15 protein-coding genes are annotated in these 14,935 nt (G+C 57.2%); 6 read left to right on the top strand and 9 right to left on the bottom strand.

Going from position 1 to position 14,935, the window contains the following annotated elements:
* Window positions 1–1,317, bottom strand: a complete 1,317-nt coding sequence (locus ROO76_03660; protein MDT8067242.1) for a TolC family protein — start codon at window positions 1,315–1,317, stop codon at window positions 1–3.
* A 238-nt stretch (window positions 1,318–1,555) separates the two neighbouring features.
* Here ROO76_03660 and ROO76_03665 point away from each other — a divergent pair, with 238 nt between their 5' ends.
* Window positions 1,556–1,969, top strand: a complete 414-nt coding sequence (locus ROO76_03665; GenBank protein ID MDT8067243.1) for a hypothetical protein — start codon at window positions 1,556–1,558, stop codon at window positions 1,967–1,969.
* A 98-nt stretch (window positions 1,970–2,067) separates the two neighbouring features.
* On the opposite strand, the gene ROO76_03670 is transcribed toward ROO76_03665, so the two are convergent.
* The gene (locus ROO76_03670) at window positions 2,068–3,492 is read right to left on the bottom strand and encodes a PLP-dependent aminotransferase family protein (protein ID MDT8067244.1); all 1,425 of its coding nucleotides are present in this window, start codon (window positions 3,490–3,492) and stop codon (window positions 2,068–2,070) included.
* Window positions 3,493–3,607: 115 nt separating this feature from the next.
* Here ROO76_03670 and ROO76_03675 point away from each other — a divergent pair, with 115 nt between their 5' ends.
* From ROO76_03675 to ROO76_03685, 3 genes are read left to right on the top strand one after another with little or no spacing between them, the layout of a single operon-like run.
* Entirely contained in the window at window positions 3,608–4,255 is a 648-nt protein-coding gene (locus tag ROO76_03675; GenBank protein MDT8067245.1) for a pyridoxamine 5'-phosphate oxidase family protein, read from the top strand.
* Window positions 4,256–4,281: 26 nt separating this feature from the next.
* A complete protein-coding gene (locus ROO76_03680) occupies window positions 4,282–5,016 on the top strand; it encodes an NIPSNAP family protein (protein ID MDT8067246.1) in 735 nt (244 codons plus the stop codon).
* A 2-nt stretch (window positions 5,017–5,018) separates the two neighbouring features.
* On the top strand, window positions 5,019–5,573 hold the full coding sequence (locus tag ROO76_03685; GenBank protein ID MDT8067247.1) for a DinB family protein: 555 nt from the start codon (window positions 5,019–5,021) through the stop codon (window positions 5,571–5,573).
* 321 nt (window positions 5,574–5,894) lie between these two features.
* Here the strand turns inward: ROO76_03685 and ROO76_03690 are convergent, their stop codons facing one another.
* The 7 genes from ROO76_03690 to rlmN all read right to left on the bottom strand — a co-directional run bounded on the left by ROO76_03690 (window position 5,895) and on the right by rlmN (window position 12,619).
* Window positions 5,895–6,167, bottom strand: coding sequence for a hypothetical protein (locus ROO76_03690; protein ID MDT8067248.1), 273 nt, complete (start codon window positions 6,165–6,167; stop codon window positions 5,895–5,897).
* A 69-nt stretch (window positions 6,168–6,236) separates the two neighbouring features.
* The gene (locus ROO76_03695) at window positions 6,237–6,659 is read right to left on the bottom strand and encodes a hypothetical protein (GenBank protein MDT8067249.1); all 423 of its coding nucleotides are present in this window, start codon (window positions 6,657–6,659) and stop codon (window positions 6,237–6,239) included.
* A gap of 76 nt (window positions 6,660–6,735) precedes the next feature.
* Window positions 6,736–7,179, bottom strand: a complete 444-nt coding sequence (locus ROO76_03700) for an energy transducer TonB (protein ID MDT8067250.1) — start codon at window positions 7,177–7,179, stop codon at window positions 6,736–6,738.
* A 291-nt stretch (window positions 7,180–7,470) separates the two neighbouring features.
* Window positions 7,471–9,648: a tetratricopeptide repeat protein gene (locus ROO76_03705; GenBank protein MDT8067251.1), complete on the bottom strand. Its 2,178-nt coding sequence runs from the start codon at window positions 9,646–9,648 to the stop codon at window positions 7,471–7,473.
* 233 nt (window positions 9,649–9,881) lie between these two features.
* Window positions 9,882–10,082, bottom strand: coding sequence for a hypothetical protein (locus ROO76_03710; protein ID MDT8067252.1), 201 nt, complete (start codon window positions 10,080–10,082; stop codon window positions 9,882–9,884).
* A 190-nt stretch (window positions 10,083–10,272) separates the two neighbouring features.
* Complete coding sequence (locus tag ROO76_03715; protein ID MDT8067253.1) at window positions 10,273–11,406, bottom strand: acyltransferase; 1,134 nt, start codon at window positions 11,404–11,406, stop codon at window positions 10,273–10,275.
* Window positions 11,407–11,497: 91 nt separating this feature from the next.
* Window positions 11,498–12,619 (bottom strand): 23S rRNA (adenine(2503)-C(2))-methyltransferase RlmN, encoded by a 1,122-nt coding sequence (gene rlmN, locus ROO76_03720; GenBank protein MDT8067254.1) that lies wholly within the window; start codon window positions 12,617–12,619, stop codon window positions 11,498–11,500.
* A gap of 105 nt (window positions 12,620–12,724) precedes the next feature.
* On the opposite strand from rlmN, the gene ROO76_03725 reads away from it, so the two are divergent.
* Together ROO76_03725 and ROO76_03730 are read left to right on the top strand one after the other, a co-directional pair.
* Entirely contained in the window at window positions 12,725–14,032 is a 1,308-nt protein-coding gene (locus tag ROO76_03725) for a pitrilysin family protein (GenBank protein MDT8067255.1), read from the top strand.
* A gap of 775 nt (window positions 14,033–14,807) precedes the next feature.
* Window positions 14,808–14,935: prepilin-type N-terminal cleavage/methylation domain-containing protein (locus ROO76_03730; protein ID MDT8067256.1), on the top strand; the 128-nt coding region annotated here is incomplete at its 3' end.

Here is a 14,935-nt window from a genome sequence, read left to right on the forward strand (position 1 = left end):
CTAGAATGTCCCCGTGAGCGTCTGCAGAGTAGCGAGCGCGACGCGATAACGAACCATGCCGTCTTCGTAGCTGTTGCGTGCCTGGACGAGCGTGTTCTGGGCGTCGACGACTTCGAGCGCGGTAGCTTCCCCGCCCTGGTAGCGCAATGTTGTTAAGTGCAAGCTCTCCGTCGCCAGATCCGCGGTTTGCTTCAGGATATCGAGTTGCGAAAGCGCGGTCTGCGCTTCGCTATAGAACTCACGGAGATTCGCCAGCGCCTGCCGCTGCGCCGCGTTCAGTTCGACCTGGGCGAGATCGCGACGAAGCTGCGCCTGCTTGACCTTGCTCTGCGTCGCGCCCCAGTTGAAGATCGGAAGATTGAGGCTGGCCGAAACCTGGTACCCGAGATTGTTGATTGCCCCGCTTTGCGTGGCATAGTGCAACGCATCGATTCCATAAAAGTAGTCCACCGAAAGCGAAGGGAGATGGCCGCCGAGGGCGGATGCGACTTCCTGGTGCGCGGCGCTCATGGTCGCCGCAGCCGCCTTCAGTTCTGGATTGTTGTGCGCGGCGAGATCCTGGGCGTGAGCGAAATCCGGCAGCGCGGGCGTTTGCTGAAGATCGTCGACAAGCTGGTACTCGGGAGTGTACTTGGCGAAGACCAGGACGGCGAGATCGAGCCGTGCTTTCTCTTCCGCGAGACGCGCTTCATGCAACTCGCGTTCGCGATCATTGGCCTGTATCTGCGCCTTGATCACATCCGCATGGGCGACTTCACCGCCGCGTTCGAGTTTCTGGCTCAGATCGAGGAAGCGCTTTGCCTCGTCGGCCGCGGCTGCGGCATTCTGCGTCTTGCGGCCGGCGACAACCTCGGTGTAGAAGGCGCGGGTCACAGTGGCAACGAGTCCGCGGACCGCAACCTCCTGGTTCGCACGTGCAGCGGCTTCGAGGAAACGTGCGAGGCGATAGTCTGCGATGGTGGAGAAACCGATGCCTTCGTGAACCACACCTTGACTGATGTATTCGCGAACACCATTTGCCGCGATGAAAACACCCGTATCGGTTCCATTAGGCTCAGTGTAGATCGCGCCGGTCTGGTAAGAGACATTGGGAAGCAAAGCGGCGCGCGCCTGGACGCGATTTTCGCGGGCGAGTCCGGCCTCGGTTACGGCGGCGCGGAATGCCGGAAGATTGGCCTTCGCCAGGCGGATAGCGTCGGCCAAAGTCAGCACCGCCGAGGTTGGAGCGGTTTGTCCGGAACTCGCTGTGATATTGGTTTGGGACCATGCCGATCCCGCGCAAACAACCAACACACATAAGAGAAGATGACGGAGCACGATCACCTCGCTCGAGAAACGCCTGATTATTTCAGACAAAGGCTGAATGGAATCTGAAATTTAGGGGCACTGGGGTGCCGCCAAGACATCGCATCCAACCGGCCGGCCTGGCGCTGTGTCTTGACATTTCCTTACAATTCCCGCGCAAAAGACGGGTTATAGCCTTTGAGCAATCGCTCGGCGACAGACACAATCCAAACAAAACAGAGCCGCGGAGGCGGACTCGAGGGAGTATTACGTGAAGAAATTTGTACTTAGCATGATTGTCAGCGGTGCACTTGCAACGGGACTCACGGCGGCCCCCATTCCGGCCAAGGCACAGGACCAGGATGCTCAAACGACGCAAGCGAGACAAATGCCCTCGCCAGACGAAGTTATGCAAAGGCTCGGCGAGAGATTGAACCTGACGGACAGCCAGAAGGAGCAGCTCAAGCCGATCATCCAGGATCGCCAGGAAAAGATGCAGGCGCTGCGGTCGGACACTTCGCTCCGACGCGGGCAGAGAGCACGCAAGATGAAGGGAATTCTGGAGGATAGCGATAAAAAAATTAAGGCCATCCTTACGCCGGATCAGCAGAAGCTATATGAGGCAATGGAGCAACAAATGCGCGAGCGCCGCAAGGAGCGCAGGCAGAACCGCGGCAGTGAGTAGTGGTTTCCAGCTGGTGTTTAGCCCCACATCTTCTGACTACGGGAGATGCGGGGCACCGAGCCGTCAGATGTAGCCGTAATGGCTGAAGCCATGCTTCTTCACAGCACTTCGGCGAGGCGCCGGATACCTTCGCGTATCTGGTGCTCAGTCATGCGGGAGTAGCCCAACAGCAGACCCGGGCGCGCCGGCCGGGAAAAGTAATAACCCGAGATGCCATAAACGCCGACCTCGTGCGCAGCCGCTTGTTGAACTAACTGGGGCTCATCCCCGCGAGCGGCTGGCCACAAGACAACGTGCGAGCCAGCGCCGTCACCGGAAACTTCCACACGATCCGCCAAATGATGGTGGATCGCGCCGAGCAGTGCTTCGCGACGCTTCGCATTCCTTCGCCGCAAACGGCGAAGGTGGCGCTCGTAAAGTCCGGAAGCAATGAATTCCGCCAAAGCTTCCTGCTCGAGCGTAGCGGAGTGGCGATCGGCCAGCCACTTTGCCGAGAGCAGTGCTTTGACCAAAGACTTGGGCGCGACCAGGTAACCTATGCGCAAAGCGGAAAAAACCGTCCGGGAAAAGGTGCCGACGTATACAACGCGGCCTTCGGTATCGAGCCCTTGCAGCGACTCGAGCGGCTGGCCGTCGTAGCGAAATTCACCGTCATAATCGTCTTCCACAACGACGGCGTTGCGTTTGCGCGCCCACCCCAGCAGGGCGACTCGTCGCTCAAGCGGAAGAATGGCGCCGGTTGGAAATTGGTGAGAGGGAGTAACTACGACCATGCGCGCATCGTTCGACAGCCTCTCGGGATCGAGACCCTTGCTGTCGACACGTACGGGCTGGAGACGCGCGCCGGCAGCGACAAGACTCAGCCGCGTACCCTGGTACATGGGATCTTCAACCGCGACTTGGTTGCCACGCTCGATTAACACACGGGTGACCAGATCGAGAGCTTGCTGAGATCCGCTAACCACAATGACCTGCTCTGGATCGCTGACCACGGCGCGCGAGCGACGAAGATGGGCGGCGATGGCTTCACGCAGCTTATCGTTCCCGCCGGGGTGGCCGTAATCGAACGAACGGATCGAGGCGGCACGCAATTGCTTCAACAGGATGCGGCGCCAGGCTTCGAAGGGGAAGGTGTCGAGATCGCTGCGTCCGTAAGCGAAATCGTAACGACAAACGGATAGGCTCCTGGAAGGAACGCGCATGCGCGCATTGGACTTTGCGGCGGCAGAACCGAAAGATGACAAACGGACCTTGGCGAGCCGCTCGGCGCTGTGGGTCCGTTTTATATGTACCGCTTCCGAAACGTATGTTCCTGAGCCGGCGTGTCCGGTGGCGAAGCCTTCGGCGAGGAGTTGTTCGTACGCAAGCAGCACAACGGTACGGGACACACCGAGTTCTTTGGCTAGCGAGCGCGTGGCGGGAAGACGGTCGCCCGGGCGGAAGTTGCCGGAGAGGATCTGCCGCCGCAGCGAGAGGTAGATCTGCCTGAAGAGTGGCCCGCCGGATTGCGAAAGTGGTATCACGAGATAATCCAAATGTGGACCTTTGAAAATACCATGCCGGCTTCGTATGCTGGTGAAGATTTAGGCGAAAGGGCAAGCACTGTCCGGAAGACTTCGGATGCTCAGCGGGAGGATCATGATTACCACGGAACGCAGCCAGCTGCGGCGGCTACCTAACCGGGGTTCGCACGAAACGGAAACCATTCACCGCATACTCGATGCCGGATTCCTGGCACATGTCGGGTTCAGCGTGGACGACCAGCCATTCGTTATTCCAACGCTGTACGGGCGCGAAGGGAATCACCTTTTCCTGCATGGGTCTGCGGCAAGCCGCATGTTGAAGACTCTGGAGAAGGGCGTTCCGGCGTGCGTCACGGTGACACTGGTAGACGGCCTGGTGTTGGCACGGTCGGCCTTTCATCATTCGATCAATTACCGGTCCGTGGTTGCGTTTGGAACGTGCCGTAGCGTGGCGGAAACGGGCAAGGCTCACGCGCTGAACACAATTTCCGAGCACCTGATTCGTGGGCGGTGGAATGAGGTTCGGCCACCGAATGAAAAAGAACTGCGCGCGACCACCGTGCTGCAATTCGAGATCGAAGAAGCGTCTGCGAAGGTGCGGACGGGACCACCGGCGGACGACGAAGAAGACTATGCCCTGCCGGTATGGGCCGGAGTGCTGCCTCTACGGTTGGTGGCTGAAACTCCGGTCCCGGACACACGAATGACAGGTCAATGTGACGTCCCCGACCACGTCAAGAGATTCCAGCAGAACCATGACTGAGCAAAGCGAACGCAAAGGAATAGTGAATGATTCCGTACAGTGATTTTCCCGTGGTCGAGTTTCGTCGGTACACGATCAGGGACGGCGAGAGGGAGAATTTTGCGAAGTATTTTGACGCCTATTTCCCCGAGGCAATGCAGCAGTTGGGAGCGATTGCCGCAGGGCAATTCTGCGAGCGTGACAATCCGTCATACTTCACCTGGATCCGCGGGTTTCACAGCATGGATGAGCGTGCGAAGGCAAACGCCAACCTGTATTACGGCCCGGTGTGGCGGGAACACAGGAATTTGATGAACGGCCTGATGACGGACAGCGACAACGTTCTGCTCCTGCAATCGGTCGATCCGGGATGCGGCATTGCTGTATTGCGAGCGGTGGATCCGGTGAAGGAGGCAACTGGGATGAGAGGGGTTGCAGTCGCACAGATATTCCCGATCAAGCCGGGAACTTTGAAGGCGTTCATGCAAAAGGCGGAGAACCAGTTCTCCAGCTATGAATCGACATCGCTGCGCGGCGCCGGACTTTTCGTCACCAGCGACATGCCGAACAATTTCCCGCAGCACCCGGTGCGATCGGACGGTCCATTCGTTGTATGGTTTGGAATCGCGCAAGACGATGAGGTGGCGGATCGGTTTCGGGAAGCAGCGGAGAAGGTAGCGAAGGCGATGGAGGGTACGAATCTTCTCCTGGGTGAACCGGAAGTTGTTATTCTCGAACCGACCTCGCGCTCGCGGATGCGATGGCTGCCGGAATGGAGATAGTCATGCCAGCAAATTCACAGGTTTCGAATGGAGCGATTGCGATTGGGCGTCCGGAAAGAACGGAAGCGGCGCCGTATTACTTCACGTACATCGACAAGGTTCAGAGTGACGATATCCTGCCCTTCCTCGCCAGCCAACTGGAGAGCGCCGGGAGTTTCCTGGCGGGCATCAGCGAAGAGCAGTCGTTATTCCGTTACGCGCCCGGGAAGTGGAGCATCCGCGAGGTGCTGAACCACGTGAACGATACAGAACGTGTGTTCGCGATGCGCGCGATGTGGTTCGCACGAGGATTTGAGACGCCGCTGCCAAGCTTCGACCAGGAAATTGCCGTCCCCGGTGCAAAGGCCGATGCCGTTGTGTGGGCGGATCACGTTGAAGAGTTCAGGCGCATTCGGCTGGCGAGTATTTCACTCTTTAAGAATTTGCCGGCTGCCGTGTGGATGAAAACCGGAATCGCCAGTGATAACCGGTTCACGGTGCGAGCCCTGGCGTACATTGCGGGCGGACACGTAGAACATCATCTGGGGATACTGCGCGAACGCTATCTTTCGAAATGATCGCCGCTAGTGTGTAACGTCGCCGTGTACTTCAGAGTCTGTGACTTGTGGCAGACCCAACTGCGGCCGTCGTTCTCAGCCTTGAGCAATATCGGGTGATTCGGGTTGGCCCACTCTGGATAGATTATGGGATGACGATTAATAAGATGGTCCGCCGCCGAGTACGATTCTACGGCTCGGCAGTTTACAACAGGAGGATCATCGCATGCATATCGCATCCATCGGCATCGATCTGGGCAAGACTGTATTTCACCTGGTAGCACTTGGAGAACGCAACAAAGTTCTGTTGCGAAGAAAGTTCTCACGCTCTCAGTTGCTGGCCTACACCGCCAATCTACCCTCCTCGTTGATCGGCATGGAAGCGTGCGCCACATAGTACTGGTAGGACTTGTTTACGCCGTCTTTATATACCGAGGTACAGTTCTCGTCCTGATTCGAAGTGTTCGTCATCGTGATTTTGATATACACGTCGGCGTTGCTGGGTACTTCGGATTTGTCAGCAATGATCGATATTGAGGAAAGTGCGCTTGGCGACTGCGCATGGATGGTCGTCACGGCGACAAGCAGGGTCAGGCACAGTAGGGTACGTTTCATGGCAGCACTTTACGCTTTTCGCAACGCAAGTTTCACCTTAGTTGGCGTGAACAGGGGATTTATCACTCACTATTTGCCATCGTTCGCGTCGGGAGCACCAAGGTATATGTCTCGCGGTACCGTCGAATCTACGTAAAGACGAATCATTCCAGCGTCCTCTTCAACCGCTAGCTCCCAGTCCTTTTTGGGGCCATCGTGACGTGGAAAGTGCGGCGTGAAGTTGTGCAGCACTACAACTGGGCGGCGGGACGAGTTCTCAGTTTTGAAATCCCATCTGTCTGACACTTCCTGCGGAGCAACACCTGCCTTTTGATACCGCTGCACGTAGGTTCCATCCGAGCGGAGTGCCAACCTTTCATCGCCGTTGTCGTGTTGCCCTGAATAGGCACCGACAACGCGTGACTTACCGACGCTTGGCTTCGATTGACAGGCCCAACAGACAAACAGGAGCAGCAACGCGCAACCAGCTATCCCGAAGTCTTTATGTCGCATATCCAAGATTCTAGGCCTAACTTGGCTCGGCACCAGAGATTGTTGGCAGTAGCAGAGATTTATCGTCAACAATCCGTTACTTTGCACCGCAGGGCTTTTCGGGCAGCGCGGCTTTGTCGGGCGACCACAAGGGGTCAAAGTTCACCCCTATTCGGATTTTCACGATAGCGGGTACTCCATCTTTTTGGAATGGTTCAAACTTCCATCGCTGAACTGCATGCAGGGCGTTCTCATCTAATCCGTACCCCAGCCCACTCATCACCCTTAGTTTTCGTACGCACCCATCGGTTCCCAGTGTTCCTTCCAAGATGAGTGTTCCTTTGACTTTGAAGAAACGAGCGGCTTTCGTGTATTCGGGGTCTGGGAAATAAACGAGCCGTACTGGCGTCACCAAACTGGTTGTTCTTCCAGCTGGACTGTCATGATATTGAACCACCCGTGCAGACGCATGTTCCTGCGCCAAAACTGTCAACGGAAGCAGTAGAGCAATAGCAACAGAGCCAATACTGCGCTTGTGCATGACGCACTTTACCTCGGATAGTTGGCGATATCAGACGTGCCTGTTGAAAAAGTCCTTTTTCGTCCCGGATGTCGAAAATCAACACCAATTATGGTGACCAGAACTGTCTAGAAAATCGAGAATCGTTTATAGGGCATCCTGACGCGATGGGTTTTTAGGTCCTTCCGACCCGAAATGAGTTTTTCAACGGCACAGACCTTCTCATAAATTAACAAGACTGGGAAGACGAGGTGCACAAGTCTCATTAATGGGTGATAAGGGGAATTCTCTCGTGAGTAGCTGGCGGTATCGTTACTGTCCGAGTTTGCTGGGCTGGTGCAGTGCTGCGGCGAGTTCAGGCTGGCCGGAGTCGATGTAAGCGGCGCGCAGATGCTGTTGGATGATGGCCAATTCGGGCGCGTGGGTCTCCTGCGCCATGCTGAGCGCACGTTGCAGAACCTTGACGGAATCGCTGTACTCGCGGCGGCGGAGTCGAACGTAACCGAGCGTGTCGAGAACGCCGGGATCGCCGGGCGCGAGTTCGACGGCGCGTTGCGCGAGTTGGACGGCGCGATCAAGGTCGCGGCCACTCTCGGCGTAAATCCAGGCGAGGTTATTCGCGGCGATGGAACTGCGGTCTCCGGCGCGAACGGCTGCGTCATAGTGCACGATGGCGGCGGCTTTGTCGCCGCGCTGCTCGGCGGCCGCTCCTGCCAGGACCTGTGCAATCCCGGGCACGGTCGCCGCATAGCGGGAGGCGTCGCGCTCATCGCCCGAGTCGACAAGAATTCGGGCAAGTTGCAGGGCTGCCGACGAACGCGAGGGGTCGATCTTCAAGGCGGTTTCGAGACAGCGCTTCGCGTCGGCATTCCAGCCGTGCTCGGCGAAGAGACGTCCGGAAATTTCCAGTAGCGTCGGTGACTTCGGATCCTGGAGAGCGATCTTCTCCATACTCAGTAGCATCTCGCGTTTGATATTGGCGCCGCTATAAGTGCGCACGAGCGCGTTGACGGCAGCCTCCGATTTTGGATCCTGCAGGAGCGCTTTCTGGAACGCAAGCAGCGCTGCACCGGAGTTGTTCTTAGCGAGTTCGATTTCGCCATGAAGAAGATCCGGCAGAGGCGAATCTGGCGCGGCAGCCTGGGCACGATTGGCAATTACTTCCGCTGAAGCGAAGTCGTGTTGCGCGATCAGCACTCGCCCGAAGATGAGGAGCCCTTGCAAGTTAGCGGGTTCCTCGCGAATAACAGGAATTACGTCTGTCTCCGCTTTCTGCAAATCGTGGCGTTGCAAGTTGAGTCTTGCCAGTGCGAGCCGCGTGGGAACATGCAAGTCGTCGTCATCGAGCGCGCGATTCCAGGCGGTTTCGGCGCCAGCAGTATCTCCTAAACGGAACAGCAATTCGCCCTTCACGTATTCGGCCGGGGCCGAGTCTGGAGCAAGATGCAGGGCGGCATCGAGATGGGAGCGCGCCGAAGGAAGATCCTCCGCGGCGATCGCGATCTCGGCGTCGAGGATCTCGCGCGTGGCGGGATCGATGTCGTTCCGGAAGATTTGAAGATGTTTGCGTGCGAGCGCGACTCGATCTGTTGATGCTGACTGTTCAGACGAGTCCGCTTGCGCCAGGTCCGATTCGATCAGCCGGGAGATCATGCGGGCGCGAATCTTTCGATCGAGTTTGGCTTGCGAATCTGGAACGTTGAGGGCGGCGAGATATCCGGTCTGCGCTTTGTCGGCGCTGCCGGTCGCCAGCGCGAAATCGGCCGCGGAGACCTTGAACTTAGGACGCAGCGCGTCGACGTGGCGAAGGACGGTTGTGGCTTCGTCGAGGCGCGCAGTCCGTTCGAGAAACTGGGCGAGCCGCAGGTTCGTCACCGGAGAGTCATCAACCTGCACGGCCTTTCGATAGGCTTCCTCGGCTTCCTTGACGTGTCCGACGGTTTCCTCGAGACGGCCGAGGCTCATCCAGGGGTCGGGACTCTTCGGTTGCGCGTGAGCGGCACGCAGAAGGACAAAGCGCGCTGTGTCGGTTTCGCCATTGCGGTGCAGCAGGTCGGCGAGCGAGAGGGCCACATTGATGCGGCCGGGATCTTTTTCCAGAACGTCTTCAAAAGCGTTGCGAGCAACGCCGACATCGCCCCGTGCGGACGCGGCCTCGCCGAGAAGCGCGAGCGCATCCAGATTTTCTCCGTTGTGATGAAGAACCGCCTCGGCCTGCTCGGCGGCACGCTCGGGAGAACCGGATAGCAAGTACATCTCGCCCACGCGGAGACGCGCCTTGCCATGGTTGGCGTCGAGTTCGATGGCACGATTGAAGGCGGAGAACGCCTCTCGGGCGCGGTCCAAGGCGAGGAAAGACTCACCGATCCGGAACTGCAACTCGGCCAAGGTGCTACGGTCGGACTTCGGCGTCTTCTCAACCTGGGCTTGGTACAGTTGAAGAGCTTTGTCCGGGTGGCCCTGCTGTTCAAGATGGAGGCCACGATCCATCGCTCTTTTCGAATTCGAGCAGCCCGAGGTAAAGCTCAAGAGACAAAGAAGGAAAGGGAGGACCGTGACGCCGGAGATTCTGAACATGCGATTGGCAGTCTAAAAGGCATACTGCTCGACTGTAATCAAAGATGCGCAGGGTGAAAAAGGTGTTGTAAAGCGGCGGCCTCAAACAGTCGAGACCACCGTGTGGTTCCACGATGGCCTCGGCCGTTCTGGGGGAGAAAAGATGATCAGGCCATTCCTTCAACATTAATGAGTTCGGCGACAAGAAATTTGTTGGCCGGGCTTGCCAGTTCGGCTTTTTCGCAGCGCTCGACGTACTGCTGTGTCCAGAACGTGTGTTCATAATCGAGGTGCAGTATGAGTTCTGGGACGTCGGGCAAAATCATTCCGCAAAGAACGCAGTATTGAGGAACCGTGCCGTTTGTCATGATTTCGGGCCAATCCGGGCGCTTAGCAGAGCCGTCCGGTTCCTTTCTTCCGGATAATTTCGTCGTACACCTACGTTGTACGCGGGTTTGCGGTGACGATGAAGATGCTGGATCACACTCGCTTGTGATACCCGTCACAGTGGGTGCGCGGTCGCGCCTTAGGCGGTTGCCTGCCGTAATCTAGTGAATCTCAGCCTCGAGCAGCGGCGGCGCCTCTTTCGGCGGGGCGGTCCTCAAATTTGCGCTTCAACCGAAGGATCGGCGATTCGAAGAAGTACCAGGAGAGAGTCGCTACCACAAAGGCAGAGGCCCAGTCGATGGCGATTTGCGACCAGCCTTGCAGATCGTACCCGGGGAAATGGCGTAGGAATCTTTGCGCGCTGTTACTTGCGGCAATCGAGAAAACCGCCATGTGGGAAAGATAAAGAGCGTAGCTTATCTTCCCCGTATAGCGTAGGGGTGCCCACGTAAAAATCGCGCTCGCGGATCGTCGGACTCCGCCTGGTCCGATCGGAGTCGCACACAACGCGACCAGGCCTGTGCAGACAACGCCGAGGAGCGAATATCGAGCCACATTCTGAAGTAATTGCGACGCACTGAGTTCCACAGTCACCAGCGCGACAAACGCAGGAACAGACCAAGTCAGCAGTTTCGCGCCGTAATCGAATTTACGTTCCACAGAAAAGATTGCCAGCAGGATTCCGAAGCAAAGAGTGTCGAAGTGACAGAAGGTCAGCAGCATTGGAGCATCCGGTTCGCGGAAGAGATAAGAAGAGAAACCGCGCAGCACCGGCGAGATGAGGATGGTAGCCAGACAGAACAGTTTCAGCGAGCGAAGGCTGAGTTTCCGGACGAGGAACGGCCAGAGGAGGTAGAACTGCTCCTCGATTCCGAGTGACCACGCGGGTTCCAGCCAGTCGGGTACGGCATTCCAACCGAATAGGGCGATGAAGATGTTCTGGGTGAAGGTGAATAGGCAAATCCAGGCGGGGCCGCTGGCGTATGTATGGAAAACTCCGGACCGCTCCAGCACGAAGACGGACGCCAGGACGACGTAGTACAGAGGCCAGATGCGAAGAATTCGACGCGCGTAGAAGTTCGGGAAAAATCCTCGAGAATCGCGCGTTGCCAAGAGGATCCTCGTGATCAGGAAGCCTGAAAGCACGAAGAATAAATCGACGCCGGCCCATCCGAACTGGATCAGGAAATCCTTCGTGCCCGGAAAGCGAGTGTGGGCGATGAGTACAAGCAGCACGGCGATTCCGCGGACTCCGTCCAGCGCGGGAATGTGATCGGGCGCAGAGGTGGGAAAGCGCGAAGCCATGGGCAACTGCGGTTAGCTTACGTTCTCAACGTAAGTGCCGCAAGAAAATAGCCGAATGGTAAATGGTAGAACTGAAGGACCTGCAGCCCGATCAGCTCAATTCCACCAGTTCGGTCATGCGCTTCAGTTGGCCGCAGGCGGCGTAGATGTCGCGGCCGCGCGGGCGGCGGATGAAAGCGGGAATACCGGCGCGGATGAGCACCTGCTGGAAAGCGAGAACGCGATCTTCGCTTGGAGTCTTGTAGGGGATACCGGGGCCGGGATTCAGTGCGATAAGGTTAACCTTGGCGCGAAGGCCACGGAGCAACTCGACCACCTCGCGGGCGTTCTGCGGAGAGTCGTTATCGTCGCCTAGTAAAACGTACTCGAACGTGAGGCGCTCGCGGTTGCGCAGAGGGAACTCTCTTGCGGCGGCGATTAGTTTCTCCAGGTTCCACTTCTTGTTGATCGGCATCACGCGTGTGCGGTCGGCATCGTTGCTGGCATTCAGAGAGATGGCGAGTTTGGGCCGCACCGGTTCCCGTCCGAACTCTTCAAAACGCGGGAGGATTCCCGAAGTCGAAACCGTCATGCGCGACTCCGGGACGCAGACGCCTTCGACGAGCAGGCGCACCGCTTTGATGAAGTTATCGTAGTTGAGGAAGGGCTCGCCCTGTCCCATGAAAACGAGGTTGATACGTTCGCGCTCTAGATCGACACTGTGATCGTTCAGTACGGCCACGATCTGTCCGACGATTTCACCGGCCGTCAGGTTTCGCTGAACCTTCAGCAGCGCCGTCATGCAGAACTGGCAATTCACAGCGCAACCGACCTGGCTGGAGAGGCAGATGGTGGCACGAGCGAATCGGCGAGTTCCCTGCTCTTCGTCTCCTGCCTCCGTGCCGTCTCCGGCTTCGCCGCCGTCGCCTTCGGGCATCCAGACGGATTCGACGCTTTGACCGTCGCTGAAGCGGATGAGGTAGCGGACGGTGCCGTCGATGGACGTAAAACGGTTCTCGATTTCGGGTAGGCCGGCGGTGTAACCCATCGCCTTTAGGCTCTCGCGAAAGGAAACCGGGAGCGTCAATATCTGGTCTATACTGCTACGCCTCTGGCGATAAATGGCTTGGAAAAGCTGCTTCCCCCGGTAAGGGGGCTCCCCTGCGGCCTCGGCAATGCCTGTAAGTTCTTGTAAATCAAGGCCTAATAGTTCGAGTTGTGGAGAATCGGTCATGCATCCAAAGAAGTGTCCAAAAGGGGCCGACCGGGTGAAACTCCCCGTTTGTTAGATTCTACTGGTCGGACCGGATTCATCCAACCTAACGTGACCTCAGGAGCAATGATGAACGCAGTGGCATGGGAACGGACGTTGCGGGACGAACTCCGAAATGTTCGGCGAACGTCACTGCCCAACGGGCTTACGGTCGTCACGGAACGCATGGATCACTTGCGTTCGGTTTGCATCGGCATCTGGGTTCGCACCGGATCGCGGGACGAAGCTCCCGAAATCAACGGAATCTCGCATTTCCTCGAACACATGGTCTTCAAGGGCACAAAAACACGCTCGGCGGAGGGGATTGCTCGCGAGGTGGATTCCATCGGCGGGAACCTCGACGCCTTCACCGCGAAGGAATGCGTCTGCTTCAACATCAAAGTTCTGGATGAGCATCTTGCGCAGGCAATGGATGTGCTCAGCGACCTGGTGCTGGCGCCGGTATTCGCGGTGGAAGATATCAACAAAGAGAAGGGTGTGATCATCGAGGAGATCAAGATGGACGAGGATAGTCCAGACTACCTCGTACACGAGATCTTCACGCAGAATTTCTGGAGGGATCATCCGCTCGGCAAGCCAATCCTCGGGACCAAAGACACGGTCAAGCGATTCGACAGGGAGATCCTGCAGGAATCGTATGCAAAACGGTTTACGCCCGGGAACCTGATCGTATCCGCTGCCGGAAACCTGGAACACGAACATTTCGTGTCGCTGGTGGCCAAGAACTTTGAGAGCCTGGTTCCCGGCTCCAACGGTTTCCATAATGGCACGCCGAAGACGCATCCGCGCATCATGATGCGAAACAAGAAATCGCTTGAGCAGGTGCAGATCTGCATGGGCGTGCCTTCCTATCCCATCTCGCACCAACGGCGCTACTCGGCTTACGTGCTGAACACCCTGCTGGGTGGGGGCATGAGTTCCCGATTGTTCCAGAACATTCGCGAGAAACAGGGCCTGGTCTATTCGATCTTCAGCGAATTGAATCCGTTCCGCGATACCGGGTGCCTGGCGATCTACGCCGGAACTTCGCGCGAGGCAGTACCAAAGGTTGTCGCCAGTGTCATCTCGGAATTCAAGCAGGTGAAGGAAACGCCGATCGACCAGGAAGAATTGGATCGGGCGAAGGCACAGTTGAAGGGCAACCTGCTGCTCAGCCTGGAGTCTTCGACGGCGCGGATGTCGAACCTGGCGCGGCAGGAGATGTACTACGACCACTTCTTCGGGATCAACGAGATCATCAAGAACATCGACGCCATCGGCCCAGACGATGTTCTCAATGTTGCACGAGAGTTCTTCCAGCCGGACAGCATTGCCGTGACGGTGCTCGGGAACTTAAATGGCCTGAAGCTGTCGCGCGATGTGCTGGAGTGCTGAGAAACCCGTTCCCAAGTTCTCCATTCCTGGTTCTCAGTTTCTCCGTTCTCCGTTAATGCAAAATTCAGCTGCGGCGAGTTTCGACGAACCTCGACACCCTTTGACGATTTTTGGGGTTTGAGGGTGACAAAAAGTGTCAAATCGGAAACTTGGGCGAGGGGGGACTCGCAATTCTCAGTCTCCTTCCTGCTCGGCGATTTACGCACAAGCATTTGAAATTAAAAAGGTTCCTGGTGATCGGGATCACGGCCCTTTGGCGGTTCGGGCGGTTTGGGCCGGGGATTGCAATACTCAAAGACGTTGCAACTCCTGAGGGTTGGCAACGGACAATTTTGGCAACGTACCTGGGGGAGGGTACAAGCCAAGGGGCGTCGGCTTCGGCCGACGCCCTTTCGATTTTGAAATTATTAACGCAGGACGCGGAGGGGAAGTTAGCCAGGAAGCCCTTTGATAGGGACCCAACCAACCGCAATCAGCCCAGTGTGCCCAGTTCCCCGATTATCGATTCTTCGGTCGCAGTTTGACACTTTTTGGTTATGGAGCATGACAAATTCTGTCAGTCTGGGGCAAGATTCAGGAGTGCCGAAAGTCCTGTCCGGCGCTTGGTTACCAGAGTAATTACCTAGGTAAGTACCTGATTGGAGAGCAGATACGGCGGTCTGGCGGGATTGTGGCCGATTGCAGTCGGGACATGGAATGTCGGGTGCACGTTCTCCCTAACGCAAGGGTCACAGACTACAACTCAAAATCAAGATTTCTGGGAGAAAGATTGAACATGCGCAAACAGAAGGGCTTCTCGCTTATCGAACTGCTGATCGTGGTCGCGATCATTCTGATCATCGCCGCGATTGCTATTCCGAACCTCCTGCGTTCCCGTATCGCGGCCAACGAAGCTTCGGCCGT

Source organism: Terriglobia bacterium, from assembly GCA_032252755.1.
Taxonomy (GTDB): Bacteria; Acidobacteriota; Terriglobia; order Terriglobales; family Acidobacteriaceae; genus JAVUPY01.